General features: G+C 67.7%; 25 protein-coding genes. 7 read left to right on the top strand and 18 right to left on the bottom strand.

Annotated elements, in window-relative coordinates; all coding sequences use genetic code 11:
* Positions 1 to 86 precede the first annotated feature (86 nt).
* Positions 87 to 476, top strand: coding sequence for a (deoxy)nucleoside triphosphate pyrophosphohydrolase (locus tag OR600_RS00825; protein ID WP_135978069.1), 390 nt, complete (start codon positions 87 to 89; stop codon positions 474 to 476).
* Here OR600_RS00825 and OR600_RS00820 read toward each other — a convergent pair.
* The 3 genes from OR600_RS00820 to OR600_RS00810 all read right to left on the bottom strand — a co-directional run bounded on the left by OR600_RS00820 (position 473) and on the right by OR600_RS00810 (position 4,712).
* Positions 473 to 3,421, bottom strand: coding sequence for a DEAD/DEAH box helicase (locus OR600_RS00820; protein ID WP_251173412.1), 2,949 nt, complete (start codon positions 3,419 to 3,421; stop codon positions 473 to 475). The two genes, OR600_RS00825 and OR600_RS00820, sit on opposite strands and share 4 nt — an antisense overlap.
* Before the next feature lie 42 nt (positions 3,422 to 3,463).
* Complete coding sequence (locus OR600_RS00815) at positions 3,464 to 3,856, bottom strand: hypothetical protein (protein ID WP_204829137.1); 393 nt, start codon at positions 3,854 to 3,856, stop codon at positions 3,464 to 3,466.
* Between the two features lie 82 nt (positions 3,857 to 3,938).
* A complete protein-coding gene (locus OR600_RS00810; RefSeq protein WP_135978007.1) occupies positions 3,939 to 4,712 on the bottom strand; it encodes an HNH endonuclease in 774 nt (257 codons plus the stop codon).
* 121 nt (positions 4,713 to 4,833) lie between these two features.
* Here OR600_RS00810 and OR600_RS00805 point away from each other — a divergent pair, with 121 nt between their 5' ends.
* Both OR600_RS00805 and OR600_RS00800 read left to right on the top strand, forming a co-directional pair.
* Positions 4,834 to 5,943 (top strand): glycerol dehydrogenase, encoded by a 1,110-nt coding sequence (locus OR600_RS00805; RefSeq protein WP_251164228.1) that lies wholly within the window; start codon positions 4,834 to 4,836, stop codon positions 5,941 to 5,943.
* 568 nt (positions 5,944 to 6,511) lie between these two features.
* Positions 6,512 to 7,960: an ATP-binding protein gene (locus OR600_RS00800; protein ID WP_204406443.1), complete on the top strand. Its 1,449-nt coding sequence runs from the start codon at positions 6,512 to 6,514 to the stop codon at positions 7,958 to 7,960.
* 133 nt (positions 7,961 to 8,093) lie between these two features.
* On the opposite strand, the gene OR600_RS00795 is transcribed toward OR600_RS00800, so the two are convergent.
* The 12 genes from OR600_RS00795 to OR600_RS00740 all read right to left on the bottom strand — a co-directional run bounded on the left by OR600_RS00795 (position 8,094) and on the right by OR600_RS00740 (position 18,205).
* Positions 8,094 to 8,906 (bottom strand): ABC transporter permease, encoded by an 813-nt coding sequence (locus OR600_RS00795; protein WP_204406442.1) that lies wholly within the window; start codon positions 8,904 to 8,906, stop codon positions 8,094 to 8,096.
* A complete protein-coding gene (locus OR600_RS00790) occupies positions 8,903 to 9,592 on the bottom strand; it encodes an ABC transporter ATP-binding protein (protein WP_265590463.1) in 690 nt (229 codons plus the stop codon). The genes OR600_RS00795 and OR600_RS00790 overlap by 4 nt, the downstream gene beginning before the upstream one ends.
* 131 nt (positions 9,593 to 9,723) lie before the next feature.
* Positions 9,724 to 10,947, bottom strand: coding sequence for an MFS transporter (locus OR600_RS00785; protein WP_265590462.1), 1,224 nt, complete (start codon positions 10,945 to 10,947; stop codon positions 9,724 to 9,726).
* A gap of 128 nt (positions 10,948 to 11,075) precedes the next feature.
* The gene (locus OR600_RS00780) at positions 11,076 to 11,936 is read right to left on the bottom strand and encodes a PTS system mannose/fructose/sorbose family transporter subunit IID (RefSeq protein ID WP_265590461.1); all 861 of its coding nucleotides are present in this window, start codon (positions 11,934 to 11,936) and stop codon (positions 11,076 to 11,078) included.
* Complete coding sequence (locus OR600_RS00775; RefSeq protein ID WP_265590459.1) at positions 11,926 to 12,696, bottom strand: PTS mannose/fructose/sorbose/N-acetylgalactosamine transporter subunit IIC; 771 nt, start codon at positions 12,694 to 12,696, stop codon at positions 11,926 to 11,928. The genes OR600_RS00780 and OR600_RS00775 overlap by 11 nt, the downstream gene beginning before the upstream one ends.
* Positions 12,697 to 12,735: 39 nt before the next feature.
* A complete protein-coding gene (locus tag OR600_RS00770; RefSeq protein WP_204406437.1) occupies positions 12,736 to 13,206 on the bottom strand; it encodes a PTS sugar transporter subunit IIB in 471 nt (156 codons plus the stop codon).
* A gap of 64 nt (positions 13,207 to 13,270) precedes the next feature.
* Complete coding sequence (locus OR600_RS00765) at positions 13,271 to 13,687, bottom strand: PTS sugar transporter subunit IIA (RefSeq protein ID WP_204406436.1); 417 nt, start codon at positions 13,685 to 13,687, stop codon at positions 13,271 to 13,273.
* Between the two features lie 48 nt (positions 13,688 to 13,735).
* Positions 13,736 to 14,797, bottom strand: a complete 1,062-nt coding sequence (locus OR600_RS00760) for an SIS domain-containing protein (protein ID WP_251173403.1) — start codon at positions 14,795 to 14,797, stop codon at positions 13,736 to 13,738.
* Positions 14,798 to 14,868: 71 nt separating this feature from the next.
* Positions 14,869 to 16,023, bottom strand: a complete 1,155-nt coding sequence (locus OR600_RS00755; protein ID WP_265590458.1) for an SIS domain-containing protein — start codon at positions 16,021 to 16,023, stop codon at positions 14,869 to 14,871.
* A 186-nt stretch (positions 16,024 to 16,209) separates the two neighbouring features.
* Positions 16,210 to 16,941: a GntR family transcriptional regulator gene (locus tag OR600_RS00750; protein WP_265590457.1), complete on the bottom strand. Its 732-nt coding sequence runs from the start codon at positions 16,939 to 16,941 to the stop codon at positions 16,210 to 16,212.
* Entirely contained in the window at positions 16,926 to 17,693 is a 768-nt protein-coding gene (locus tag OR600_RS00745) for a GntR family transcriptional regulator (protein ID WP_265590456.1), read from the bottom strand. Before OR600_RS00745 ends, OR600_RS00750 begins: the two co-directional genes overlap by 16 nt.
* Positions 17,678 to 18,205, bottom strand: a complete 528-nt coding sequence (locus OR600_RS00740; protein ID WP_265590454.1) for a hypothetical protein — start codon at positions 18,203 to 18,205, stop codon at positions 17,678 to 17,680. The genes OR600_RS00745 and OR600_RS00740 overlap by 16 nt, the downstream gene beginning before the upstream one ends.
* Positions 18,206 to 18,291: 86 nt before the next feature.
* Between OR600_RS00740 and OR600_RS00735 the strand changes: the two genes are divergently transcribed.
* The gene (locus OR600_RS00735) at positions 18,292 to 18,981 is read left to right on the top strand and encodes an HAD family hydrolase (RefSeq protein ID WP_135977994.1); all 690 of its coding nucleotides are present in this window, start codon (positions 18,292 to 18,294) and stop codon (positions 18,979 to 18,981) included.
* A 422-nt stretch (positions 18,982 to 19,403) separates the two neighbouring features.
* Positions 19,404 to 20,357, top strand: a complete 954-nt coding sequence (locus tag OR600_RS00730; protein WP_135977993.1) for an NAD(P)-dependent oxidoreductase — start codon at positions 19,404 to 19,406, stop codon at positions 20,355 to 20,357.
* A gap of 152 nt (positions 20,358 to 20,509) precedes the next feature.
* Here OR600_RS00730 and ftsH read toward each other — a convergent pair whose 3' ends face one another.
* The 3 genes from ftsH to tilS are packed head-to-tail and all read right to left on the bottom strand — an operon-like array spanning position 20,510 to position 24,780.
* Complete coding sequence (ftsH, locus tag OR600_RS00725; protein WP_265590453.1) at positions 20,510 to 22,648, bottom strand: ATP-dependent zinc metalloprotease FtsH; 2,139 nt, start codon at positions 22,646 to 22,648, stop codon at positions 20,510 to 20,512.
* Between the two features lie 54 nt (positions 22,649 to 22,702).
* A complete protein-coding gene (hpt, locus tag OR600_RS00720; protein ID WP_251164226.1) occupies positions 22,703 to 23,251 on the bottom strand; it encodes a hypoxanthine phosphoribosyltransferase in 549 nt (182 codons plus the stop codon).
* A 26-nt stretch (positions 23,252 to 23,277) separates the two neighbouring features.
* The gene (tilS, locus tag OR600_RS00715; RefSeq protein ID WP_265590452.1) at positions 23,278 to 24,780 is read right to left on the bottom strand and encodes a tRNA lysidine(34) synthetase TilS; all 1,503 of its coding nucleotides are present in this window, start codon (positions 24,778 to 24,780) and stop codon (positions 23,278 to 23,280) included.
* A gap of 93 nt (positions 24,781 to 24,873) precedes the next feature.
* On the opposite strand from tilS, the gene OR600_RS00710 reads away from it, so the two are divergent.
* The gene (locus OR600_RS00710; protein ID WP_204408010.1) at positions 24,874 to 25,680 is read left to right on the top strand and encodes an MBL fold metallo-hydrolase; all 807 of its coding nucleotides are present in this window, start codon (positions 24,874 to 24,876) and stop codon (positions 25,678 to 25,680) included.
* Between the two features lie 90 nt (positions 25,681 to 25,770).
* A complete protein-coding gene (locus tag OR600_RS00705) occupies positions 25,771 to 26,379 on the top strand; it encodes a hypothetical protein (RefSeq protein WP_265590451.1) in 609 nt (202 codons plus the stop codon).
* Positions 26,380 to 26,400 lie beyond the last annotated feature (21 nt).

Below are 26,400 nucleotides of genomic sequence, written 5' to 3'. Positions count from 1 at the left end.
GGGCAGTCGGCCGAGTGAGGATCTTTCATCGCGAGCCGGTGTGGGGTAGCCTGGGCGGGTCCGTCTCGAAGGGAGCGTCCTTGACCATGAAGACCCTGCACGTAGCCGCCGCCATCATCGTAGACGGGAACCGCATCCTTGCAGCCCAGCGCGGCTACGGCCCCATGGCCGGAGGGTGGGAGTTCCCCGGCGGCAAACTCGAGACGGGAGAAACCGGGTGGGAAGCCTGTGTCCGCGAGATCCGGGAGGAGCTCGAGGTGACCGTGGGAGACGGCTGCCACTTCGTGACTGTCGAGTACGACTACCCCGACTTCCATCTATCCATGGAGTGTTTCACCTGCAGGATCGTCGATGGGACCCTGCATCTCCATGCCCACAGCCACCTCCGCTGGGTTCAAAAGGACAACCTGCAGGCGGTACACTGGCTGCCCGCCGATCTTGAAGTGGTCGAGAAACTCGAAGGACCCCTTGCCTAAGCCCCCACGATGTAGTCGTAGATGCCCTGGTCCACAGGATGGTCGAGCGTAAACTCGGTCTCGAAGACGGAGACAGGCTGGCCCTTGTCGAGAAGAGACGAGTCCACGAGTTCGCCCGGACGCATGGTGCCCAGATAGTAGTGGTCGGTGCCCTCGTTGTCGTCCTTCTTCACAAACAGATGGATGCGGGTCACGTCAGGGTCAAAAGCAGAAAGTTTGACGCCGTCTTTGCTCGTGCTGGTCCGCCGGTTCTTTGACATCCAGTGCAGTGTCGACCGGTTCACGAAGTAATCGTGATACTTGATGGTGTCGGATATTCCCTCATCCTTCTTGTAAGTCACAAAGACGAGCCAGTCGTCGTCCTTGAACAGGTACCCGCCGATGTTCTGGGCCGTGACGTTTTGCTCCCAGCAGGCAAGCCGACATGCGTCCTTTCGTGTATACCGCTGACCGATACAGAAGGGGCGATCGTTGAACGGGCTGCCGTAGTCGCGTCGATGCAGGCCGCGCGCCACCGCTGTCAACTCGGTCATCTGGCCGAAGAACTCCCTGGCCCATGGCTGAGTCAGGGCCGCCTCTAGTTCGGGAGAACGTCTCACGACATCGCCGTCCAGTACGGCCATGGGCGGGAACTTGCCCTGGTCCTTCTTCTCATACCACGAGAGGTCGAGAACGCTGGAGCCGTTTCGCACCTGCATCAGACAGGAATCGAAACTCAACCCCACCCCGAAGCCATCGTCCCAACCCTCCACCTCAGCCCGGAGGTCCTCGGCGACACTGTTGAGAGTGACTTTGGACCTTACCAGCAGATTCTCGATAAGCGCCAACTCGGCGAGCCGCTTGCCTGCGCCAAACTCGACGGAAGCGAACCTCAGAAGGTCGCGCTGCACTTCCGAGAAGCGCACGGTGTAGTCGGGCTCGTACTTCGAGAGGAAGCCGTCGTAGCTGCCCAACGAGGACTCGAAAAAGCATGTGGGGTCGAGCGACCCCAGACGGTCGAACTCCTCGAGAGTCGGCACCTTACCCACCTTGGCCTTGACCTCCCGATAGGCACGCTTGAGTTCTCCCACCCTTGTCATGTTCGACTGGTTGACCGCCGCTATGACCGTCTTGGCAGCCACCGAGTCGAACGTCACCGTAGACGCACCGGGCAGTTCCGCGGAGCCACCGGAAACCAGGCGCCGGAGTCTTTCGCGGGCCCCGGTCCTGTCACCGAACAAGGCTATGGGAATCAGGTAATTCCCCTGGTAGTTCCCAATGAAATCTATGACGACCACGTAATCCTTGCCTTCTGCACGACGGAGGCCTCGTCCCAGCTGCTGCACGAAAACAATGGCCGACTGGGTGGGTCGCAACATAACCACTTGGTTGACTGCGGGGATATCCACACCCTCGTTGAAGATGTCCACCGTGAACAGGTAGTCAAGGGCCTCGGGGCACTCCTCCATCTCGAGGCGCTCGATGGCCCGCTCACGCTCACCGTCGGAAGTGGAACCCGAAAGGGCCATGGCACGATAGCCCATATCGCAGAACCGCTCAGCCATCGCGGCCGCCTCGTCGTTACGCGAGCAAAAGACGAGGCCGCGCACCTTGTCGCCGGAATAGCCGTAGCGCTCCACGGCCTCGGCCAGATGCCTCATGCGCTCATCTGCCACAAGACGCGAGAAGTCGGCCTTCTCCTCGAGGGGCTGACCATCGACCTCCACATCCGCAACCCCGAAGTAATGGAACGGGGTCAGCAGGTCGTACTCGAGGGCATCCTGCAGGTGGATCTCGTACGCGATGTTGTGGTCGAACAGCGCATAGATGTCGAACCCGTCCATGCGTTCGGGCGTGGCGCTCATCCCCAGCAGGAAGGCCGGGTCAAAGTGGTCGAGAAGCCGTCGGTAGGATGCCGCTCCGGCACGATGCACCTCGTCGATGACGATGTAATCGAATGCATCGGGGGCAAAGCAGTTCAGATGATCGGGTCGCGAAAGAGTCTGGACGGTGGCAAAGACGCAATCGGCATCGGGCGTGCGCTCCCCGCCCGCATAAAGCCCCATGGTCGTGCCCTTGGGCAAAACGCGCCTGAAGCTCTCCATAGCCGCCCGCGCGATTCGCTCGCGGTGTACCACGAAAAGCATACGTCGCGGCCGACACGCCCGAACGTCAAACGCCGCGAGGTAGGTCTTGCCCGTTCCCGTTGCAGAGACCACAAGCGCCTTATCACCACCATGCCGTCGTACCTCGTCGATGCCGAGAAGGGCGCGCTCCTGCATGGCGTTCGGCGCCACCATGGACCCATCGAGGGTCTGCGTGAACGAGGCTGCCTGAACCCTTTGCCGCTCTCGATAGAAGCGCTCGTACTCCTCGATCCATCCCTCCGAAAGCTCGGAGGTCTTCTCGTGATGCCAGAGACGCTCGAACTCCCGGCGAGAGCTGCGCACCAGATCGCCGTCGTCAGTCGACGAGAGGGCAATGTTCCATTCCTGATTGGCCGTGAGTGCGGTGTCCGTAAGATTCGCGCTACCGACGATCAAGTGGGTGGATCCGGCATGATGGAAGAAATAACCCTTGGAGTGAAGGCTCCCGTTGAAGACGCGCACATCCACGTTCTCCATAGCGAGTAGCCGCCGAAATGCACGAGGCTCGTTAAACGTGAGATATGTACCTGTCAGGATGCGTCCACGGACTCCGCGGGCGGCGAGCTCCTCGAGGACGTCGGCGATGAGGATCAGACCGCTTTCCCGAACGAACGCCACGGAAAAGTCGAACGAGTCACATCCTCTGAGCTCGCGAAGCAGATGCGCGAGCACCTTCTCCCCGGCCTTGTGGTTGTTTACAAGCAGCCGGGGACGCAGCTCCTCCCTAGACATGACCGTCCAGTCAACGAGGGCGGTGGCGGCCGATGCCGAGATGTCCTCGGCGATAGTTGCGTCTATACGCTGGGCAGGCATACTCATGGCGACCTCCTGTGGCAACAATCCCACAGGGAGGAAGAGGGATCAAGTTATTCTCATCCACCACGATGTCCGCACCGGGCCCATGCCGCTTGTCTCGCTGGCGGCCTCGATCTCATCGTCACGGTGCAGGACGCGTCCCTCATAACGGCCGTCGCCGATATGACGGAACAATGCGAGGGAGCCGACACCGGCCAGCTCGCCGGCAGCCGCCTCGACGGCCGGACCCGAGAGGACGGCCCCGCCCTCGACGGCATGCGCCTTGAAGGGCATCGGCTCGGCGCCCCACGAGAGGATTCCTCGTGCGGGGGCACGGAAGAACGCCGCGGCGTCGGCCCCGTGCACGAGGAAGCGACCCTCGTCCACGCCCTCTGCGGCCGGCCAGGTGACCCGGCTCAGATAGACTCCCCCGGACCGGTCGCGCTCATCGTCAGCCACAGTCCCCACCTCCGGCAAGACCGTAGCCTGGGTGATGCCGCGTCTTTCTTGCATTGGGAGATACCAGGGGAAACGTCACATCTCAGCCCTTGAAGACAACGTCTTGGTGATATTCCACGAACTCGCGGGCCGGAGGCAGGCGCTTGGGACGGGCGACGGCGAGCCCGTCGCAGCGCCATAGGATGTCGTTGCCTCCGCCGTGGGGCAGCTTGGACGAGACCCGCATGCGACCGTCGAAGCCCAGCGTCAGGTACCCCTGGTCGAAGGCGCGATCGTGCAGCGCGTTGAGCAGCAGGCCGTTGGCCGCGGTCAGGCGCTCCTCGGGCCCCTCCGACGCCGCCCACGGCTTGATATGGCTCGCCACCAGCAGGCTCGGCACCGAGATGCCCGTCACGCAGCAGCGCTCCCCGTAGTTGTCGAGCAGCGCGTTGCGAAAGTAGCTCTGATTGACGCGCTGGCTCACCACGGCCTCGCGCGTGGTGACCTGGGGGAGCACGAGGTCGTCGGCCACGAGCACGTCCTCCACCGACGACTCGCCGTCGAGGCCCGCCGATCCCATCACCGCGTCGAAGGCACCGACGGCCGCCTCCACGGTACCCTCGGGGTCCGAAAGGTACCGCTCCCAGAGGGCCACATCCCCCTGGGAGATATGGGTGAGGCCGACGGTGCCCGCGTTGGGGTCGCAGGCGCGGAAGTTCGCGAGACGCATGACCACGGACCCCGATGTGCGGCCCATGGCCTCCGCAAGCTCTCTGACCCGCGGGTTCCTGCTGTCATGACGCCCCGAAGGCACCGTGAGGTAGAGCACCAGCGCGGCCAGATACTCCTGCTCGGTCCAGTTCCTGCGCCCGGCCATCGCGTACCTCCCCTTGTCGGCTACACCCCTATTGTGCACCCTCGCCTCCGTGTCATTAACGTCACTTGAAATCCATTACCATATCGAACGTAGGTAAATACCATTCAGAAAGAAGCTATCCATGGCCAAGATCTACAACAGCCCCAGCAAGTACATCCAGGGTCCCGACGAGCTCGCCAACCTGGGCACCTACGTGACGCCGCTCGGCTCCAAGGCCCTCGTCATCTGCAGCCCCAGCGGCAAGAGGCGCGTGGGCGACAAGATCGCCGGCGGCTTCGAGACCGCGGACGCCACCGTGGTCTTCGAGGACTTCAACGGCGAGTGCAGCAAGGGCGAGGTGGAGCGCATCCGCGGCGTCGTGGCTGGGCAGGGCTGCGACGTGGTCGTGGGCGTGGGCGGAGGCAAGGTGCTCGACACCGCCAAAGCCGTGGCCTTCTACGAGGGCGCGCCCGTGGTGATCTGCCCCACCATCGCCTCCTCCGACGCGCCCTGCTCGGCCCTCTCGGTCCTCTACACCGACGACGGCGCCTTCGACGAGTACCTGTTCCTGCCGTCCAACCCCAACATCGTCCTCATGGACACCACGGTGATCGCGGCCTCACCCGTGCGCCTCACGGTCTCCGGCATGGGCGACGCCCTGGCCACCTGGTTCGAGGCCAAGGCCTGCGTGGACGCCGACGCCGGCACCTGTGCCGGCGGCAAGTCCACCATGGCGGCCCTTGCCCTGGCCGAGCTCTGCTACAGGACCCTCATGGCCGACGGCGTGAAGGCCAAGGTGGCCCTCGAGGCCGGCGCCGCCACCAAGGCCGTGGAGCATATCGTTGAAGCCAACACGCTGCTCAGCGGCATCGGCTTCGAGTCGTGCGGCCTCGCCTGCGCCCACGCCGTGCACAACGGCCTCACGCAGCTGCCCGAGACCCATGGCATGTACCACGGCGAGAAGGTGGCCTTTGGCACCCTCGTGCAGCTGGTGCTGGAGGACGCGCCGTCCGAGCAGCTGGACGAGGTCATCGGATTCTGCTGCGAGGTGGGCCTGCCCGTGACCCTGGCGCAGATCGGCGTCACCGACGTCACGCCCGAGAAGGTCCGCGCCGTGGCCGAGGCCGCCTGCGCCCCCGGCGACACCATGGGCAACATGCCCTTCGAGGTGACCGTGGACATGGTGGAGAGCGCCATCCTCGGCGCCGACGCCCTGGGCCGCTACGCCTTGGGCGAGGACTGCTGCGAGTAGCCGGACGGGCCGGCTTTAATCGGCGGATCGGCTGGGGCCGGGCGGCGGATGCGTCGCCCGGCCCCGGTTTCTTGTCGTGCGGGGAAGCGGGTTGCGGGGGCAGGGCGCGAGGCCGGGCGTCCGGGCGCCCAGAACCGGTTCCGGGCGCCGGTAGTTTCCCAATTGAATGTTATTCGGGCGACCGGAGTGGGTTTTGGGACGGTTTTCCCGCCCGGAGCTGATTGCGGGCGGGGTTGGTTTCTCCTCTTTTGAAAACCGCCCGCCCGGAACCGGTTGCGGGCGGGCCGGGGACGCCCGCAGGGCCCATCGGGGCACCTCAGCCTTCCCGGAACCGGCCCCGGGAAGGGTCGGCCGTATGGGATTCCAGACCCTAGACCCCACACCAATAAAGTCCGGCCCTTTTCCCAGGCACCTCGTCGACCAAGGAGCGTTTTTGCCATTCTTTTCTGATATAAGAAGAACATCGCAGAAATCTGCGATGTTCTTCTTATATTTAGCGGACAAATAGCAGTTTCTGCCATAATCTTCTCATATCAGAAAAGAGTATGCGAAGTATCGCGAGGAACCTATGGACCAAACTGTCGAAGCCGCCGTGGACCGTGTGACCTCCCTCCAATGCGAGGGACAGACCGTCGAGGTGAAGGCCGCGCGAGGCGGCACCCCCAAACTGTACGAAACACTCTCGAGCTTCGCCAACCAAACCGAAGGCGGAATCATCCTCTGCGGGATCGACGAGGGGAAGGGCTTCGCCCCCGTTGGTGTCTTTGACGCGCAGAAGGTGCAACGGGACATCGTCGAACAGTGCAAGGAGATGACTCCCGAGCTGCGCCCGACCTTCGCCCTAGCCGAACGAGACGGCGCCGTTATCGTAGGCGCCATCATCGAAGGCCTGCCCATGGGGAGGCGCCCCGCCTACCGCACGACCGCAGGCATCACCAAGGGCTCCTATATTCGTGCGGGTGACCAGGACATCCACATGAGCCCGCAGGAACTTTACGAGATCGAGGCCTTCAAAAACGGCACCCGCTCCGACCGTATGATTCCCGAGGGATCCTCCGCAGACCTGCTAGACAACTCCAAGACGGCCGCATTCGTCTCCGCCGCCCAGAAGAACAGGATGCGACTTTCCGAACGGAGCCAAGAAGAGGTCCTCGCCCTCACGGGCGCTGTCGTAGGGGGAAAGCCCACTTTGGCCGGAATCATGACCCTTGGCGACTACCCTCAGCAGGAATATCCCAACCTATGTCTCACGGCGATCGCCGTCGCAGGGCCCTCGATCTCTCAGGACGAGGTGGGGAACCGCTTTTTGGACAACAAGACCATGGACGGCACGATCGACGAGATTGTGGAGGACACCATGGCGTTTGTCGCACGCAATACGAAGACGCGCTCCGTGATCATGGGAGCCATCCGGAAAGATGTTCCTCAATATCCCGAGCGAGCGATTCGCGAGATAGTGACGAACTCCCTGATGCACCGTGACTATGGCCCTTACAACAACGGCACGCCCACGCGCCTCACGATCTACTCCGATAGGATCGAGTGCTCGAACCCTGGGGGAATCTACGGCGGTCAGAGCGTGGAAGAACTGGGCGTCTCGAACATGCAGACGCGCAACCCGACCCTCGTCTCGATTCTTGAGATTCAAGGAGTTGCCGAGAACCGCCACTCGGGCATCCCCGTCATCCGCGACGAATGCGAAAGGGCCGACCTCCTTCCACCGGTTTTCGAAGACCGGCGGGGGGAGTTTCGTGTCACCGTCTACGGAGATGCGTCGACACGCGAGAGGGAGGGCGAGGGCGAGCCTCTCTCCGAGGAGGCTGTCATCGCCTTTTGCCGCATACCCCGCAGCCGCGAGGAGGTCGCCGAGCATTTCGATACCAGCAAGGCGTACGTCGCCTCGTACTACCTCAATCCGATGGCAGACCGCGGCCTCCTCCTGAGGACCCTCCCCGACAAACCGCGGAGCAAGAACCAACGTTACGTCGCCACTCGCCGAGGCCAGCAGCCTGGTTGACCAATCGAGGCCTCCTGCCCGTCCGGAACCGGTTCCGGACGGGCAGGAGGCGATCACGAGGCGCGATGTGCCGCCTCAGCATCAATCAGTCAATAGGCAAGGTGACAGATGGGCCAGGCACCGCTGTCACACGTCAGCGCCTAGGGGAGAGCTCGTCGCGCAGGCCCGGCTCCAGGTAGTAGCCCTCGTCGGTGAACCGACGGCGGTAAGCCAGGTAGCAGGCGCACACGATGGCTGCGGTGCCGGCCGCGCTGACCATGAGGAGCACCACCACCTGGTATTTGGCGGCGATCATCGGGTCGGCGCCCGCCAGGATCTGACCGCTCATCATCCCCGGGATCTGCACGATACCCGCAGCGCACATGGTGGCGAGCGTGGGTGCCATGCCGGCGGAGACCGCGGCCTTGATGGACGGGAAGGCGGCCTCCCGCGGCGTGGCGCCGAGGGCCACCATGGCGTACATCTCCTGGCTCCGGGCGTCCATGCTGGAGAAGAGCCGCTCGATGGCCACGGAGACCGACGAGAGCGCGTTTCCCATCACCATGCCGAGGATGGGCACGAGCTGCTGCGCGTTCCACCACGGCTGGGCCCCGATGACGCCGTCCACCACCACGAGGGCCACGGAGACCGACGGCACGAAGATCGAGACGAACACGCTCGGGGCGACCCCACGCACCGTCTTGCGCGTGCGGTCGCAGGCAATCTGCGTGGCAGCCAGCGACATCACGGCCACGGCGAGGGCCACCCACCACACCGTCTGGTATCGGAACAGGTAACCGAGCACGAACCCGAGGGCCAGCAGCTGCACGAGGAGCCGCGCCGTGGACACGGCGATGGACCTCACGAGCCCCAGGCGCAGCCTCCACGACACGACGAGGTCCACGCCCATGAGCGCCACGGCCATGAGCAGCTCCGGGTACCCGATGTCGACGACTCCCCCGGTCATGACGCATCCCCTCCCCCGGTCTCGGTGCGGTCGATGACGCCGTCGGCGAGCACGAACACGGCGTCGGCCATGCCGTCGGGCGGCCGGTGGCGGATGCGCAGCACCGCACAGCCCTCCTCGGCAGCCAGGGAGCGGCAGAGCCGGCCCACGGCCATGGCGGAGTCGTCGTCCAGCGCGGCGTCCACCTCGTCGAGGAGGAGCACCCGCGGGCGCGTGGCGAAGGCCCGGAGCAGCGCCACGCGGGCCTGCTGGCCGCCGGAGAGCTGGGAGGCGTCCGTGCCGCACCCGACGTCGCCCAACTCCACGGCGCGGAGAAGGCGGGCGAGCTCCGCGTCATCCGGCGGCCTGGAGCCGGCGTTGATCCTGAGTGTCCAAGGGAGGCGCAGGTTGTCGCCCACGGTCCCGGGCACGAGCGTGCACTGCTGGGGGACGAGGCACACCCGCCGGCGCCACTGGGCCGGGGGCATCGACCCGGCATCCGCACCCTCGATCCTGAGGGTGCCGGAGGTTCTCGGCAGCATGCGGGCACACACCCTGAGCAGCGTGGTCTTGCCCGATCCCGAGGGACCGGTGAGGTCGTAGACACCGCCGGCCGAGAGCTCGAACGACACGTCGTCGAAGGGCGCGTGCGGCTCTCCCCGGCTCATGTAGGTCGTGCTGAGGTGCTCCGCATCGAACAGCGCCATACGGCCTCCCGTCTGTGGGCATCCCCAGAACGATAGCCCTCCCGGATGGCCCCCACAACGGGACGCGTGTGACAGATGGGTCAGGCACCGCTCTCGCGCGCGGCAGGCCGGCACCGGGCACCGCCCCTGGGTCACCTCTCCCGGCCGAAGCGCCACCACAGGCAGAACGCCGCACCCACCACCGCGATGACGCACGACGCCCCGAAGAGCACCGGTTGGACGCCGAAGGCGTCTGCCAGGAACGGGGCCGCCAGCAGGGGCAGCACGCCGGCGCTCATGAGGCCGAAGCGCACGAATCCCATGACGCGGCCAAGGGAGGCGATGGGCGTCTCCTGCTGCACCAGAGTCATCTGCACCGGCTCCAGGAAGCCCCAGGCGAACCCGTTGACGGCCTGACCGAGGACGGCCACCCACAGAATGTCGGTCCCCACGTAGACCATGGACCCCACACCCACCGCTAAGAGCGACTCCAGCAACAGCCCGAGGTCGACCCGGGAGGAGGGGACGCGGGTGAGGACCCACGCGCCCACCGACGAGGTGAGGCCCACCACGGCGGAGAGCCAACCCAGCCACACGATGTCGACCCGCAGCACGTCGCGGTAGAAAAGCGACTCGAGCGAGTCGAAGGCGCCGAAGGCGAAGAACCCCAGGAACCCGGAGACGAAGATGATGAGCAGGTCGTGGTTGGAGAAGGTGATGCGCGCACCCTCCATCATGCCGGAGACCACGCCCGCAGGCGCGTCGCCGTTCCCGGCGGGCCTCACCCGCTCCCGGCAGTCGCGGGCGAACAGGAAGGTCACGGCCATGACGGCCGCCATGAACAGGTAGACCGAGTTGGTGGGGAGCACGCCCACTAGAAGCCCTCCCGCAACCGGGCCCAAGGTGAAGGCGATGTTACTGTAGAACACCAGCAGGCCATTAAGCCGCTGCCTACCGTGCTCGTCCGGCTGGAGGTAGCCGGGGTACGCATGGGTGGTGGTGTTGAGAAACCCGCCGCAGAGCCCGAGGAAGACCGCCGCGAAGACAAGGGATGGCACACTGATGGGCACCACGCCCATCACGAGGCTCGACACCGCCGCCGCGGCCACCGTGACCATGGCCACCCGGCGCGGCCCGACCCGGTCGATGGCCGGCCCCGCCAAGGCGTTGCCCGCCGAGACGCAGAGGTTTCGCACGAGGGTGACAGCGGCGACGAGGAACGCCCCGCCGGCGAGATCGTAGGTGGCGGCACCGATGAGCCCCAGGAAGTAGACGGCGTTGTTGGCGCACCACTGGAGCGACTCGATCCAGATCAGGTCGACCTCCGCCCTCGAGAGGCGGTGCTCCGCCGTGGTGCCGTCGACGGTTCTTCTCATCTCATATCACGCGGCGCAGAGGCGCCCCTTTCCGCGGTGTCCCGCAACCCGTAGGCCGCATCCCTGCGGCCCGTTTCGGCAAAAAGGGCGGCGGCCGGCCCCAGCCGACCGCCGCCCGTCCTGGGGGGCTATGCCAAGAACCCGAAGTAGACGCCCACCACGCCGAGCAGCATCGAACCGACGATGAGCCAGGAGGGGCTGATCTTCTTGGAGAGAAGCCAGTAGTAGAGCCAGAACGCGGCCATGCCCAACATGCCCGGCATGATGCCGTCGAGGATGTCCTGGACCGTCTGCACGTTCTCGCCCACGCCGATCTCGATGGGGATGGACGCCCAGAACATGTCCACGCTCATGGCGCCCACCACCATGACGCCCACGATGGACACGGCCGTCATCACCTTGGTCATGAGGCCGTTCTCCTGGGTCTTGGCGAGGAAGTCCACGCCGAGGTCGTAGCCCTTCTGGACGCCCCAGACCCTCAGCCAGAAGCCGGGGACGTTGTAGATGAGCAGGAAGGCGATGGGGCCGAAGGGGTTGCCCGCCTGACAGAGGGCGATGCCCACAGCGGCGGCGATGACGCGGATGGTGGCAAGGAAGATGGAGTCACCGATGCCGGAGAGCGGGCCCATGAGCGCCGCCTTGACGTCGTTCACCGACTCCGGGTCGATCTCGCCCCTGGCCACGCGTTCCTCCATGGAGATGGCCACGCCGCCCACGAAGGGGGCGAACTGCACCGTGATGTTGAAGAAGGCGAGGTGCCGCTCGAGGGCGGCCTTGTAGCCCTCGGGGTCGTCACGGTAGATCTTCTTGAGCATATTGGCGATCATCAGGCAGAAGGCGATGTTCATCTGCTTGTAGTAGGTCCAGGAGAACTCCATGCCCAGGGACCCCACACCCAGGGCCGACTTGACGAGGTCCCTGTGGGTGATCTTGCCGTCGTCCTCGACCGTCGCGCCGGTGGCGCCGAGGTTCATCGCATCAGAAGTCATCGTCGTCATCCCCCTCGAGGGCCATCTGGGCGCCCGTGTTCATATTGATAAGGTCGAACTTTTCGATGCCGATGATGATGGCGAGGATGGCCACGCCCAGGACCGGCACCCCCATGTAGCTGCAGAGCAGGAAACCCAGGAAGTAGAAGGGGACGAGCTTCTTCGTGATCACGAGGCGGCCGAGCATGGCGAAGCCCATGGCCGGCAGAAGGTTCGCGGCCACTCCGAAGCCGTCGAGGATGAAGCTGGGGATCCAATCGAGGATGCCTTGCACGGCGTCCACGCCGAGGAGAAAGGCGCCCCCGCAAAGCAGGAAGTACTCGACGCAGCCCCACAGGCCGATACCCCAGTGCAGCGCGTAGATGCCCCTGAGGTCCCCCTTCTTGGCAAAGGCGTCGGCCTTGTCGACGAAGAAGGGCCAGATGGGCTGGAGCAGGTTGCCGATGGCCAGGGAGAGCACCGCGATGGGCATCGCCAGGGCGATGGCCGCCTCGGTCCCCTCGCCGAGCGAGATGGCGAACGCGCAGGCCAGCACGCCGCCGATGGTCTCGTTGGGCGGCACGTAGGCGCCGATGGAGATGGACCCCATGAACAGCAACTCGAGGCTGGCGCCCACGGCGAGGCCGGTCTGGAGGTCACCCAGGGCAAGGCCCACGAGGGGGCACATGACGATGGGCCTGAACATGTAGAGCGTTCCCAACTGGTAGTCGAGACACCCGAGGGCCCCGATGAGGCCGACGAGCACGGCTTGTACGATCATGGTTCCGCCAATCTGTGGAGTGGATGCAAAGGAGTGGCCTCAGAGCACGGAGGCGGCGTCGACCTTGGGGTCGTCGGCCAGGGGCCTGATCTCCACCTCGACGCCGCGGTCGACGAGCTCGCGGATCATGGCCTCCTCCTCGGGCTCGAGGAAGACTTGGCGGGAGACCTCCCGGGTCGTGGGGCTCGCCTTGGTGTTGCCGAGGTTGATGCTGGTCACCACCGGGCAGCGGTCGGCCAGCTCCTTGGCCTCGGCGATGGTCTGCACGCTGACGACCATGCGGTACTTGTCGGTGACGCCGGAGTTGATGGCCTCGACGGCATGGTCCATGTCCTTGATGACGAGCTTGCAGCCCGCGGGCTTGCCCAGCTTTAACGTGGTCTTCCACACGGGATCGTTGGCGACGTGGTCCCCGACGCAGAAGACGCAGTTGGCGCCCAGCCCCTGACACCACGACACGGCGACCTGCCCATGGAGCAACCGGTGGTCGACCCTCAGCAAAAGAATCATAGTTGATACCCCCAGGAACTAGAGACGAACGGACGGACGTGCGGTCCCGGCCTCGAGGCCGTTCTCAGAACTCCTCCTCCTCGGCGCCCTCGAACGCCACGAGGTCGTTCACGTACTTGGGTGCCGTATCCGGCGAGGTCACGGCCCGGCGCACCACCTCTCCCACCGGCTCGGCCGAGTCGGAGAAGAGCAGGGAGATCAGGAGCGGGAGGCTCATGTTGGCCACCACATGGAGGTTGGGGTGCCCGGCAAGGAGCTTGGTGAACTCGTTGCACACCGACCCCCCGAGGATGTCGCAGCACACCACGACCTCGTCGTCCCCGTCGCCCACGGCCTCCGCCGCCACCGCTGCCACGTCGTCGTTGCCGTCGACGAACAGGCACGCCGTCGTGAGGTCCTCGCGCTCCCCGACAAGGAAGGCCAGGGCCTCGGCGATTCCCTGGGCGAAGTGGGCATGGGATGCGATAACGAACCTTCTCATGGGACCCCCCTGCCCGTGGCCGGCACCCCGGCCGGCCACGGCTGCTGGCTAGTACTCGAACTGGTGGTAGTAGCGGCGATAGTTGAGGTTGTGCTTCGTGACGGTCTCGTAGTAGGCGGACACGCGGTCGGTCACCAGGGACGAGAGGATCCACGGACTCACGATGGTGCGGAACTCCTTGTCGATCGAGGGCGTCGCGAACTCGTCGACGTCGATGACGACAACGTCGTCGTCACCGGTGCGGCCGCTCTTGAGGAACGCCTCGACGCGGTCGTCGAGCTTGCGGTACTCGTCGACGCCCTTGAAGAGCACGACGGGGACGCCCTCCTCCACGAGCTCGAGGGTGCCGTGGAAGAAGTCGGCGGAGCTGATGTAGCGGGTGCGCTTCCACTGCATCTCCTCGAGAATGCACATGGCGAACAGGATGGTCTCGCCCCATAGGGCGCCGGAGCCCACGAACATGGTGTAGGGGGCGAGGGCGTAGGAGCGCGCGATCCTCTCGGCGACGGGCTCGAACCTCTTGCGGATGTCGACGAGGTCCGCCCAAATTCCGCGGCACTGCTCGATGAAGCGGTCAAAGGCCGGGAAGCTGCCGCGACGTTCGAGAAGCTTGAGCCCGAAGCAGTCGGCGAGGTAGTACCCGCCCTCGCAGCCGCCGCACCCGTGGCTGGACGCCATGGCCACGCAGTTCTCGGCACCAACCGCCTTGCCGATGGGGCCGTCGGGCTTGGTCATGGCCACCACGCGCACGCCCATCTCCTTGAGCTTGGCCACCGCCTCGAGGATCTCAGGCGTGGTGCCGCTCTCGGATGCGGTGAGTACCACGGAGCGCTCGGTCATGCGTTTGTGGCCCGCCACGAGCCACTCGGCTGCGTGGATGAGGTAGACCTCGAGGTCCTTGTCGCCGTACTTGTTCATCATGTACTCGAGCTGCATGAGCTCGTCCCATGTGCCGCCGACACCCATGAGGAAGACGGCGTCGTAGCCCTCGTCGGCCACCTTGTCGGCCATGGCGGCCATGCGCTTGCCGGTCTCGTGGAGAGCCTCGCCGTCGGCGAGGTACCCCTCCTGGTCGAAGTGCATGATCTCGACCTTCTCAGTCTCTTTCACGGTGCTCCTCTCATTCTCTCTCCGGTGGTACGGGGCGGCCGGGTACCGGCGGCCCCCCAAGGGACAGGCGCCTAGGGACGCGCCGTGTCTGCAGAAGTGGATGCCCGGCGCTCGAGCTCTGCCACGGCCTCGTCGTAGCCGGGGGCCTTGCTGCCGAGCTCGCCCTCGTGGGCCGCCAGGAACGGGTGGATGTCCCAGGAGTCCGTCGCCTGGGCGACCGTCGCCGCCACGACCTGGAAGAACCCCAGGTTGGGGATGGCGGTGCAGAGCGGGTCGGCGCAGGAAGGCAGGCGCACCTCGTAGGGCTCGCCGGCCGGGCAGGCCGTGAGCAGCCACGCCGACGGCGTCACCTGGGCCATGACCCGGGCGCAGCGGGCGAGGCGCGGCGACCCTGCGGGGTCGTCCTGGATGAAGACGAGGTGTCCGGGGGCCACCTGCATCTCGGGGCCGTGCACGAACTCCTCGCCCTCGAAGGGGGCGGCGGCGATCTTGAGCGTCTCCTGGAACTTGAGGGCGGCCTCCTCGGCAACGCCCCATGCGGGGCCGTTGCCCACGACCAGGGCAGGGGAGCGGCGGGAGAGATCGCCCATATGCCGCTCGACGAAGGCGTCGGCCGCGGGCAGGCAGGCTCCGTGGGCGGCCACGGCGTCCTCGACGGAGGCGAGACCCTCCATGAGGGACCGCTGCCCGATGGTCCCCGCCGCCTCTGCCCCGTAGAGCGAGAAGAGCATGAGGAACTCGACCAGGGTGAGCATGCCCTGGGTGACGAAGTCCACCGCCTCCAGACCGCACCCGTAGTCCACCGCCACGTCGGCGCGGTCCGCGACGGGCGAGCCGAGGTTCGCGGTGAGGGCGACCGCCGGCTGCCCGCCGTCATGCAGGAAATCGAGGGCCGCGAGCACGTTGGTGGAGTAGCCGCTCTGCGAGACCACCACGTTGAACGCGTTGGCGGGGTAGTTGTGGTCGAACGCCATGAACCGCTCCGGGGTCACGACGCACACCTGCTCCCCGAGGGTCCGGGCCATGAAGTCGCGGGCGCAGTCGGCCGCGTGGCGGGAGGACCCGGACGCGACGATCCTGACCGCCGGGCCGCCGGAGCGCCGGAGCGTCGCGGCATAGGAATCCACCAGCCAGCAGGTGAGCTCCGCCGAACGCCCGAGGTTCTCGGCCATGCGGTTCTGCGCCGACCGGGCGTAATCGAGCATCGTGGGGGTCTGCGACTTCACTGCTGCCCCTTCCCTTGAATCGACGGTTGGCGATAATGAGAATACAAGTGGCGACTTTTTGTGACCATTTGCTATACACAAGCTAACACTGTTTTGATACCAATTCTCGGTAACCAAGGGATACCGGCGAGCGGTAGAAAATGAGGGACAAGCGGTAGCGGAACCGCCCCCACCGCCCAACGGGCGTCAGTAGGTGTAGACGTAGCCCCCGCGGTCGCCCAGGTTGAGGGCCCTCACGTACTCCACGGCACGGCCCTCGCCGTCGTAGCTCACGCAGTCGAGGGTCAAGGCGGGGTCACCGGCCCGCACGCGGAACAGGCCGGCGTCGCGCGCCGAGAGCTCGGTCAGGCCGAGGACCTCCTGGGTGCCCACGACCTCGTGCCCGTACATCGCGTAGGTCTCGTAGAGGCTGAAGACGGCCACGTCCACCCCCTCGATGTCGGGGAAGAGCGAGAGCGGGATGAGCGCGCTCTCGATGGAGATCGGGACACCGTCGACGATGTTGAGCCGACGCACGCAGTAGAGCTCGTCCTCGGGCGCCACCCCGAACAGGTCCGAGAAGAGGGGGCCGGCGAGGCGCCGCGAACGCGACAGGATACGCACGGAGGGCTCGGCGTCGTGGGCCCGTATCATCTCGCGGAAGCCCATGCCGGCGGCCTCGGCCCCGTCCCAGAGGCTCACGACGAAGGCCCCCTTGCCCTGGATGCGCCGCACGAGACCGCGGTCCACGAGTTCCCCCACGGCGTTGCGCACCGTGAGGCGGGTGCAGCCGAACTCGTCCGCCAGCTCGTTCTCGGACGGCAGGGCGAGGCCGGCAGGATAGTCGCCGCGCTCGATTCGCTCTGCGATGACCCTGCGGATACTGAGGTAGACAGGCTCGTCCTCGGACGGGGCCTCGTCGGTCACGAGAAGAGCCACGGCTTCTTGCCCACCTTCCCCTTGAGGCGCTCGGGCAGGTCGTTGCTGGCGAAGTGGTAGCGGTCGGCCCGGATGATGTGGCGGCCGAACTCCACAGGACGACCCTCGGCGTCCTTCTCGACCGCCAGGAAGTAGAGCGCGGCGTCGCCGGGGGCGAGACCCAGCAGGGGGGCCTCGTCCTCGCGGACCCTCGTCACCGAGATGCGCTCCTCGCCATGGGAGATGCGGACGCCGTAATCGCGCTCAAGCACCTCGTAGAGGCTCTCCCGGGCATAGTCGTGGGCCTCGATGCCCGGGAAGCGTCCATGGTCGATCCAACCGGTCTCGATGGAGCTGGGCCTGCCGTCGGCGGTCCTCACCCGCTTGAGGAAGAAGACCGGGTCGCCAGGGGTCAGGGAGAGACGCTCCGCCACGTCGGCCGGGGCCCCCTCCACCCCGAAGGCGACCAGGAGGCTGCCCGGCGACATGCCCACGTCGCGCGCCGCGGCACCGTAGTTGTAGGTCTCTTGGAAGACCAAGAGCACCCGTGGGTCTGCCACATAGGTGCCCGACCCTTGGCGGCTCTCGAGCACGTTGCCGGCCACGAGCTCGGCGATGGCGCCCCTCAGAGCCGTGCGCGACACCCCCACGAGCTCGCAGAGCTCCCGCTCGGCCGGCAGGCGGTCCCCGGGACCGAGCCCCCGGGAGGTGATGAGCCAGCGGATACCCTCGGATGCGCGGTCCTTGGCCGGTATGGTCAACCCTGAGCCCATCCCTCGTGCCCCGCTCCCCCGGCCACCGCGGCCCCTCGTTCGATCACGGCGTCCATGCGCCCCTTTATTTCCCCAGCATAGCCACTCAGGCTCTCGAACGCCGGTGAGTCGCGGCGAACCTCCCTCGTTATGACGGGAATCTCCAGACGGGCAACCCCCTCCTCGCCGGAGCGCACCGCGAGCACCACCGAGATCCCCAGGCAGCGGCCCTTCCCGGCCGCGTTGGTCCGGGACACCGCGGCCGGGTTGGCCATGATGCGCGCCGCCAGCCCACGGTCGCCGCCATCGTAGACATCGGGCGCACGCTCGACGATGCGGCAGTCGAGGAGCTCGGAGTCGCGGAACACAACGGGGTCGCACCCGGGAAAGCGCACGGCCCAGAGACCCCGGGAGGAGTCCTCGACCACCCACGGAAGCAGCGACAGGCGCGGCGGCTCGAACAGGACCGACGTCACCGTGAAGTCGGGGCCGTCGAAGGCCCTCCGTGGATCCCTGCACCCGAACAACCCCATGACAACCCCCTTGAACAAGTCCTTTCTTTCTGTGATTGTAGACAATATAGCTATTTCTTAATACCAATTTTACGACAGGAGGGTTCATGGACACTGTTGCGGCCGTCGTGTTCGACCTTGACGGGGTCATCGTCGATACCGAGGCGGCCTACTGCCGCATCCTCGTTGACTTCTTCGGACGCCACGGGGTCCCGCTGGGATGGGACGAGGCGGGTGCCATCGTCGGGTGCGCCGCCCCCGTGTACCGCGAGCACCTGGAGCGGTGGCTCGCGAGGGTACCCAGCCCCGACCCCGCATGGGAGGGCATGGGCGCCGAGGAGGTGGTGGAGCCGGCCTTCTCCGTCCTCGACGGGAGGCTCGGCGAGCTGGCCATGGCCGGGTTGCACCGTTGCCTCGACGGGCTGCGCGACCGGGACGTCCCCTGCGCCGTGGCGTCGTGCTCCTCGCCGGCGGAGATAGAGGCGGCCCTCGATGGTTGCGGCGTGCGCGACCGGTTCGCAGCCGTGGCGAGCGGCCACGAGGTGGCCCGCTCCAAGCCGGCACCCGACGTCTACCTCGAGGCGACGCGCCTCCTCGGCGTGGACCCGCGGCGGTGTGTGGCCGTGGAGGACTCCGACACGGGGATCGAGGCGGCGAGGAGGGCGGGGCTCTTCGTGGTGGCGAGGAGGGAGACGCGGTTCGGCTTCTCGCAGGAGGGCGCGCACCGCATGGTGGACCGCCTCGACGAGGTTCCGGCCGTGGTGGACGGGCTCTCCGCCGGCGCCGCGGTGCGATGACCTCTCGGCCGGGGGTGGATGGCCGGGGGCATCCGCGAGCCGCGACGGGCCGTCATGGGCCCACCGGAACCGGCCTTGGGGTCGGGGCACACCCGAACTGCCGCGGCACACACCGAGGCCGCCCGGTAAGGGCTTCTCTACACGAGGGGGCCTCACCGGGCGGCCGACCGCTCCCCACGGGCCCCGTGTGCCGGAGTCCGTCCGCAGGGCCCTTCTCGCGTCGGGAGGGGCCCTATGGACGCACGGCAAGCCGCACCTGCGTCGAGGGCCCCTTACCGCGCGGCCTTGGTGCGCATAGACCATCAATCGGGCAATAGGCGAAGTGACAGATGGGCCAGGCACCGCTGTCACGCGCCGTCAGCTCCCCGTTGATGCATTACGCAACCCGGTGCGCTAGGATGCATCAGACGAAAGGAGCCCCCGTGAACATCGCCCTACTCGAGCCCCTCTCCGTGCCCGACAAGATCGTGGCCGAGCTCTCGGCTCCGCTTGTGGAGGCCGGCCACAGCTTCAAGGCCTTCCCCACCCGCACCACCGACCCCAATGAGCTGAGGGAACGCGCCGAGGGCGCCGACGTCGTCATCATCGCCAACACGCCGTTCCCGGCGAGCGTCATCGGCGCCCTACCCAAGCTCAAGCTCGTGGACGTGGCCTTCACCGGCGTGGACCTCGTGGACATCGAGGCCTGCCGCAACCAGGGCGTCACCGTGTGCAACTGCGCCGGCTACTCCGACGCCGCGGTGGCCGAGCTCGTCATGGGCCTCACCGTGGACGTGCTGCGCCGCGTGCCGTCGGGCCAGCAGGCTGTGCGCGACGGGGGGACCTCCGAGGGCCTCATGGGCACCGAGATCGCCGGCAAGACCGTGGGCGTCATCGGCACCGGCCGCATCGGCACCCGGGTGGCCCGGCTCTTCTCGGCCTTTGGGGCCAAGGTGCTGGGCTACGCCCGCCACCCCAACCCCGCCTGCATGGATGCCGGAGTGAGCTACCGGGGCCTCGACGCCCTGCTGGCCGAGTCCGACATCGTCACGCTGCACCTGCCGCTCACCGAGTCCACCCGCGGCTTCATCGACGCCGAGAAGATCGCCGCCATGAAGAAGGGGGCCGTGCTCGTGAACTGCGCCCGCGGGCCCATCGTGGATGCCACGGCGCTGGCCGACGCCCTCGTCTCGGGCCACCTGGGCGGCGCCGCCGTGGACGTGTTCGACCAGGAGCCGCCGCTGGACCCGTCATGCCCGCTCCTCTCGGCGCCCCGCATGGTGCTCACGCCCCACGTGGGCTACTACACCGCCGAGGCCATGGAGCGGCGCGCCAAGATCGCCTTCGCCAACGTGACCGCGTTCTGCGAGGGCAACCCTCAGAACGTGGTGGCGTGACGGGGGCCCGCTGCATAAATTGCGCAATGTGACAGAAGTGCCCGACCATTGGGACAAAAGTGTCCGACCAATGGGACAGGGATGACAGGAGGGCGGGCGCGACCGGATCGGTTCCGGCCGCGCCCGCCCTCTTCGGTGACGCTGTGTGACGGCTAGTCCTCGGGGTCCTCGGGGCTCTTGGGGTCCTTGGGGTCGAGCTCGTGGTCGATCCCCTCCTCGGACTCATGGGCCTCCTCGCTGCCCAGCTCGTCCAGGCCGCCGTCGCCCGTGGCGTCGCCGGCGGGCGCGACCACGTGGCCCACCTCGGCGGCCTCCTCGTTGACCTTCTCCTCGGGATGGGCCGCCAGGTACTCGTCCCAGGTGTCGTCGAGCAGGGCCTGCACGGCCTCGCCCTCCACGGTCTCGCGCTCCAGCAGCACGCCGGCCATGGTACGGATTTGGTCCGCGTGCTCCTCCAGGATGGCCTTGGCCTTCTCGTGGGCCTGGCGCATGATGCGGCTCACCTCGCCGTCGATGCGCAGGGCGGTCTCGGGCGAGTAGTCCTGCCTGTCGGCGTAGTCGCGGCCCAGGAACACCTCGTGCTGGGCCTCGCCGAACACCTGGGTGCCCAGCACCTTGGACATGCCGTAGCGGGTGACCATCTGGCGGGCCAGCTTGGTGGCGCGCTCGAGGTCGTTGGAGGCGCCGGTGGTGATGTCCTCGCAGAAGAGCTCCTCGGCGGTGCGGCCGCCCAGCAGCACCGCGATCTGCTCGAACATGGCGTTGCGGGTCTGGAGGAAGTGGTCCTCCTCGGGCAGGGACAGGGTGTAGCCCAGGGCCTGGCCACGGGGCACGATCGTGATCTTGTGCACCGGGTCGGCGTTGGAGAGGTAGTGGCCCACCAGCGCGTGGCCCGACTCGTGGAAGGCGATGGTGGTGCGCTCGAGCTCGGACACCACGCGGCTCTTGCGCTCGGGGCCGGCGATGACGCGCTCCATGGCCTCCTCGATCTCCTCCATGCCGATGGCGTCCTTGTCGCGCCGGGCGGCGAGGAGGGCGGCCTCGTTCATGAGGTTGGCGAGGTCGGCGCCGGTGAAGCCAGGGGTGAGCTTGGCGAGGGCGCCGTACTCCACGTCCGGCTCCAGAGGCTTGTTGGCGCTGTGCACCTGGAGGATTCTCTCGCGGCCCTTGACGTCGGGGCGGTCCACCGTGATCTGACGGTCGAAGCGCCCGGGGCGCAGCAGGGCCGGGTCGAGGACGTCGGGACGGTTGGTGGCGGCGATGAGGATGACCGTGGCGTTGCCCTCGAAGCCGTCCATCTCCACGAGGAGCTGGTTCAGGGTCTGCTCGCGCTCGTCGTGGCCGCCGCCCAGGCCGGCGCCGCGCTGACGGCCCACGGCGTCGATCTCGTCGATGAAGACGATGGCGGGCGCAGCGGCCTTGGCCTGCTTGAAGAGGTCGCGCACGCGGCTGGCGCCCACGCCCACGAACATCTCCACGAAGTCGGAGCCCGAGATGGAGAAGAAGGGCACCTGGGCCTCGCCGGCCACGGCCTTGGCGAGCAGCGTCTTGCCGGTGCCCGGAGGGCCCATGAGCAGCACGCCGTGGGGAATCTTGGCGCCCATGCGCTGGAAGCGCTCGGGGTTGACGAGGAAGTCGCGGATCTCGCGGATCTCGGCCACGGCCTCGTCGATGCCCGCCACGTCGGAGAACTTCACCGTGGGCCGGGTCTCCTCGGTGGTCTTGGCCTTGGTCTTGCCAAACTGCATGGCCCCGGAGTTCTGCCCCTGCATGCGGTTCATGAAGTAGAACATGAACACGATGATGATCACCGTGGGCAGGAGCGCGAAGAGGAAGTCCATGCCGGCCCTGGCGTCGCTCGTGTCGACGGTGAAGTCAGTGTCGGGGTGGGCGGCCATGAGCTCCTCGAGGGAGTCGGCCCCGGCATAGGAGCTGGTGAACGAGACAAGGTCGGACTCGCTGCCCACCTTGTCCTGCTCGGCCCAGTAGGTACCCGTGACCGTGCCCGACGAGGACGACCAGGTGGCGGCCTTCACGCGGCCGGAGTCGACGGCGGCCACGAACTCGCTTGTGGACAGCCGCCCGCCGTTCTTGGGCGCGGCCTGCTGGCTCTGGCCGGCGGCGTCACCGGTGGTCTGGGTCCCCTGGGGCTGGCCGACGCCGCCCATGGACCAGAACAGGTAAGCCGCGCAGGCCACGAGGATGAGAACGTAGAGAAGGCTCGAGCGGGACGGGCCGGGCCCCTTGCCCGACGGCCCCGTAGGTCTTCCCGTGGGTTTTTGATCGGCCATGTGGTTACCCCCTGCCGGTCCGAAGGGCCCTCCCCGTTGCTGGGCGCGCTCGCCCTAGGAGTAGCACTCCGGCTTGAGAACTCCGATGTATGGAAGGTTGCGGTAGCGCTCCGCATAGTCCAGACCATACCCGACGATGAACTCGTTTGGCACGTGGGCGCCCACGAACCTGGGGACCACGGAGCAATCACGGTCGTCGACGTCCTTGACGAGGAACGCGGCCACCTCCACGGAGGCGGGGCCGCGGGACTGCAGCATGTTGATGAGGTACGACAGGGTGAGGCCGGAGTCGAGGATGTCCTCGACGATGATGACGTGGCGGCCCTCGATGCGGGAGTCGAGGTCCTTGAGGATGCGCACGACGCCGGAGGACGACGTGGCGTCGCCATAGCTGGAGACGGCCATGAAGTCGATGGTCAGCGGCGCCCTGATGGCCCGCATGACGTCGGCCATGACGACCACGGCGCCCTTGAGGACGCAGACGACCAGCGGGTTCTTGTCGGCGTACTCCTCGGTGATCTCGCGGCCCATCTTCTCCACGATGGCCGCGATGTCCTCCTCCGAGAAGACCACGCGCTCGATGTCGGGGTGCAGCTCTGCCATGACGGCTTCCTCTCCTCGATGCCTCCTCATGCGCCGTGCAGGTTCAATACTAACAGGGTCTTTGTGGCGGGCCCCACACGGCTGCGCTCGTCGGCCCGCACGCCGGCCACCCATACCACGGGGCCTGTGGCACCGGTGCGCACCACCGGCACGGAGGCGCGATCGCGGGCCGGCACCCGGACGTCCTGGAGGAGGTCCGAGAGCCGCTTGGACTGGCCGTGCATGCCCAGGGGGCAGAGCACCTCGCCCGGCTGCGGCGACGCCACCCAGAGCCGGCCGCCTGTGGGCGACACGCAAGAGGCCTCGGCGTCGAGCATGGCCGAGGACGCGCCGCGCTCCGAGGCGAACGTGTGGGCGAGGCCGGGCGGGTCGTCGGCGCCCGAGACGGCCACGAGCGACGCCGTGAGGGTGCGGCCGTCGCCGAGGTCGAGGGTGCCCGGGACGTCGAGCCACGCGCCACGGAGCACGGCGACCCCCTCGCGGCCGCGAATGCGGAGCAGCCCGTACTGCACCGAGACGTCCACGCCGAGGGGCGCCGTGAACGACCCCTCCCCCGCCGTCACCAGTGCCAGCACCCGGGCGATGTGGCGGGCCTCCAGCCGGGCGCCCGGAGCCACCTCGAGCAGGGCCATGCGCACCACGCGGCGGGCGACGGCCACGTCCATGGCGGCGAGGCGCCCGGCGTCCAGGGTGCGGGCGCCGGGGTCCGCACGGCGGCAGACGTCGCGGAGGGCCCGGGCGGCCACGGAGGTCATGAAGGAGTCCTCGTCGGCCATGAGGTCGCACGAGGTGGCCACGGCCTCCACGAGGCGGGGGTTGCGCTCGGCCGCGGCGGGCACCACGACGTGGCGCACGTAGTTGCGCAGGTAGCGGGTGTCGGCGTTGGTGGCGTCCTCGCGCCAGACCACGCCGTGCATGCGCAGGTAGTCGCAGAGGTCGTCGTGGGTGCGGTCCAGAAGCGGGCGCACGATGCGGTTGCGGCGCCGGGGGATCGACGAGAGCCCCGACGGGCCCGCGCCCTTGAGCGCGTTCATGAAGAAGGTCTCGCAGCGGTCGTCGGCCGTGTGCCCGGTGAGGATGCGCGCGGCCGATCGGGGGCAGCCCACCTCGGCGCAGAGGCGGTTGGCGAGCCCCGTGGCCTCCTCGTAGCGCACCTGACGCGCCACGGACTCGAACGACTCTCCCGGCGTGGCGTCGGCGAGGGCGGGCACGTCCACGAACCGCACCGTGCATGGGATGCCGTGGCGGGCCGCGAGGTCGGCCACGAACTCGGCATCCTCCTCGGCGTCGATGCCGCGGAGGCCGTGGTTCACATGGAGCACGTGCAGGCGCTCACGGGCGATGGGGGCGCAGCCGCGGCCGTCGTCGACGTCGAGGCTCGATGTAGCCGCCATGAGGAGCAGGGCACAGGAGTCCGCCCCACCGGAGACCATGAGCACCACGGGGGCGCGCAGGGCGGGGTCGCCGGCGGGAGCGGGGCGCGAGAAGCGCGCGGTACCGGTGCCGTAGCGTTTGGCGACGCTGGTCATGGGGTCCTCCTCGGGCGGACGCGGGGCTCAGGGACAGCATTGAAGTGTAGTCTTGTGGGGCCCGAGACACCGCCCCGCCCGCGAGGAGGCCCCATGGAACGCCTGCTGACCTTGCACGTCCTGGCCTCCGGGTCCAAGGGCAACGCCTACCTGGTCGAGGGGCCCGACGGCTCCCTGCTGGTGGACGACGGCCTCTCGCGCAGGGAGCTCCTGCGCCGCGGGGCCGAGCTGGGCGTGGACGTGGAGGCGGCCTCCGCCTGCGTGGTGACCCACGAGCACGGCGACCATGTGCGCGGCCTGGCCGTATGGTGCCGCCATTGGCGCGGTCGCCTGGTCTCGAGCGAGGGCACGGCCACGGCGCGGCCGGCCATGGAGGCCCTGCCCTTTGAGACCGTCGTGCCCGGCGAGGGCTTCTCGGTGGCGGGGCTGGAGGTCTCCACGTTCCCCACGAGCCACGACGTGCGCCAGCCCATGGGCGTGACGGTGCGCTGCGGTGGCGACGCCGTGGGCATCTGCACCGACACCGGCGTGCTGACCCCCGAGGCCGCCCGCGCCCTGGTCTCCGTGCGCATCCTCGCCCTGGAGTCCAACCACGACGAGGCCATGCTCCGGAACGGGTCCTACCCCGCCTACCTCAAGGCCCGCGTGGCCGGCGAGCGCGGGCACCTCTCCAACGCCCAGGCGGCCGCGGCGCTGCCGTCTTTGGTCACCCCCGAGACCGAGGCCGTGGTGGCCATGCACCTCTCGCAGGAGAACAACCGGCCCTCCGTTGCCGTGCGGTGCCTGGCGGCCGCGGTGGGCGCCGAGCCGCTGGACGCGCTGGGAGTGCACGCCGCCACGCCCGACGGCCGCCTGCGGGTGCTCGCGGCGGCGCAGGACGCGCCCGTGTCGGTTTTCTAGCGGGTGCCTGGAGGAGCGTCGCCCGCGGCGGGGCTCTTCTAGAATGACGTGAACACACCAAGCCGAGCGGCACCGGGGACGGGAGCGACCATGGCAGAGCACGAGCGGACCGAGCGACCCACCACGGGGCCCGCCATCCCCAACCTGGGGCGCACCCAGCGCGTCACCGGCCTCGACCTGCCGGACTTCGACGACGAGCCGCCCACCGTCTCGGTCCCCACGCCGGAGGACGACCTCTCGGCCGTGGACCCTGCCTTCGAGGGCGACCTCGACCACCGCTCCCCCGACCCCGAGCTCGCCCGTCCGACCAACGCCGCCCCGCGCCACGCCACCCCGGCGCCGTCCATGGGCCGCGGCCGCGAGGCCTTCGTGCGCGAGCCGGTGCCCCACGTGACCCAGCCCGCGGTGGACCTCATGGAGGAGGACGACACCGAGGGCGCCATCGACTACGCCCACGAGTCGGGCTTCACCACGCGCCGCGGTCCCGTGCTCTCCGGCGCCGGGTACCGCCGCAGCCGCGCCGACGAGAAGCGCTTCAAGAAGGACCTCAGGTACGGCCAGTACCTGAGTGTGCCCAAGGGCCGGCGCGACCTCTTCTCCTCCAAGCGCCAGACGCAGCGGCGCCGCGTGACCATGGCCCTGGCGGCCGTGATCGCCCTTGCGGTGGTGGCGCTGGTCGTGTGGCTGGTCGTCCGCTAGGACGCCGGGGCCGCCGCCGGC

Origin of the sequence: Granulimonas faecalis (assembly GCF_022834715.1) — a bacterium.
GTDB classification, from domain to species: domain Bacteria; phylum Actinomycetota; class Coriobacteriia; order Coriobacteriales; family Atopobiaceae; genus Granulimonas; species Granulimonas faecalis.
The sequence above is the reverse complement of the archived record's forward strand: the minus strand, read 5'-3'. Positions and strand labels throughout refer to the sequence as shown.

What these genes read in the sequence shown, in the direction of transcription:
- OR600_RS00825 (WP_135978069.1), top strand. Translation starts at nt 87, where the DNA reads ATGAAGACCCTGCACGTAGCCGCCGCCATCATCGTAGACGGGAACCGC.
- OR600_RS00820 (WP_251173412.1), bottom strand. Translation starts at nt 3,421, where the DNA reads ATGAGTATGCCTGCCCAGCGTATAGACGCAACTATCGCCGAGGACATC.
- OR600_RS00810 (WP_135978007.1), bottom strand. Translation starts at nt 4,712, where the DNA reads ATGGCCGGGCGCAGGAACTGGACCGAGCAGGAGTATCTGGCCGCGCTG.
- OR600_RS00805 (WP_251164228.1), top strand. Translation starts at nt 4,834, where the DNA reads ATGGCCAAGATCTACAACAGCCCCAGCAAGTACATCCAGGGTCCCGAC.
- OR600_RS00800 (WP_204406443.1), top strand. Translation starts at nt 6,512, where the DNA reads ATGGACCAAACTGTCGAAGCCGCCGTGGACCGTGTGACCTCCCTCCAA.
- OR600_RS00795 (WP_204406442.1), bottom strand. Translation starts at nt 8,906, where the DNA reads ATGACCGGGGGAGTCGTCGACATCGGGTACCCGGAGCTGCTCATGGCC.
- OR600_RS00790 (WP_265590463.1), bottom strand. Translation starts at nt 9,592, where the DNA reads ATGGCGCTGTTCGATGCGGAGCACCTCAGCACGACCTACATGAGCCGG.
- OR600_RS00785 (WP_265590462.1), bottom strand. Translation starts at nt 10,947, where the DNA reads ATGAGAAGAACCGTCGACGGCACCACGGCGGAGCACCGCCTCTCGAGG.
- OR600_RS00780 (WP_265590461.1), bottom strand. Translation starts at nt 11,936, where the DNA reads ATGACTTCTGATGCGATGAACCTCGGCGCCACCGGCGCGACGGTCGAG.
- OR600_RS00775 (WP_265590459.1), bottom strand. Translation starts at nt 12,696, where the DNA reads ATGATCGTACAAGCCGTGCTCGTCGGCCTCATCGGGGCCCTCGGGTGT.
- OR600_RS00770 (WP_204406437.1), bottom strand. Translation starts at nt 13,206, where the DNA reads ATGATTCTTTTGCTGAGGGTCGACCACCGGTTGCTCCATGGGCAGGTC.
- OR600_RS00765 (WP_204406436.1), bottom strand. Translation starts at nt 13,687, where the DNA reads ATGAGAAGGTTCGTTATCGCATCCCATGCCCACTTCGCCCAGGGAATC.
- OR600_RS00745 (WP_265590456.1), bottom strand. Translation starts at nt 17,693, where the DNA reads ATGGGCTCAGGGTTGACCATACCGGCCAAGGACCGCGCATCCGAGGGT.
- OR600_RS00740 (WP_265590454.1), bottom strand. Translation starts at nt 18,205, where the DNA reads ATGGGGTTGTTCGGGTGCAGGGATCCACGGAGGGCCTTCGACGGCCCC.
- OR600_RS00735 (WP_135977994.1), top strand. Translation starts at nt 18,292, where the DNA reads ATGGACACTGTTGCGGCCGTCGTGTTCGACCTTGACGGGGTCATCGTC.
- ftsH (WP_265590453.1), bottom strand. Translation starts at nt 22,648, where the DNA reads ATGGCCGATCAAAAACCCACGGGAAGACCTACGGGGCCGTCGGGCAAG.
- hpt (WP_251164226.1), bottom strand. Translation starts at nt 23,251, where the DNA reads ATGGCAGAGCTGCACCCCGACATCGAGCGCGTGGTCTTCTCGGAGGAG.
- tilS (WP_265590452.1), bottom strand. Translation starts at nt 24,780, where the DNA reads ATGACCAGCGTCGCCAAACGCTACGGCACCGGTACCGCGCGCTTCTCG.
- OR600_RS00710 (WP_204408010.1), top strand. Translation starts at nt 24,874, where the DNA reads ATGGAACGCCTGCTGACCTTGCACGTCCTGGCCTCCGGGTCCAAGGGC.
- OR600_RS00705 (WP_265590451.1), top strand. Translation starts at nt 25,771, where the DNA reads ATGGCAGAGCACGAGCGGACCGAGCGACCCACCACGGGGCCCGCCATC.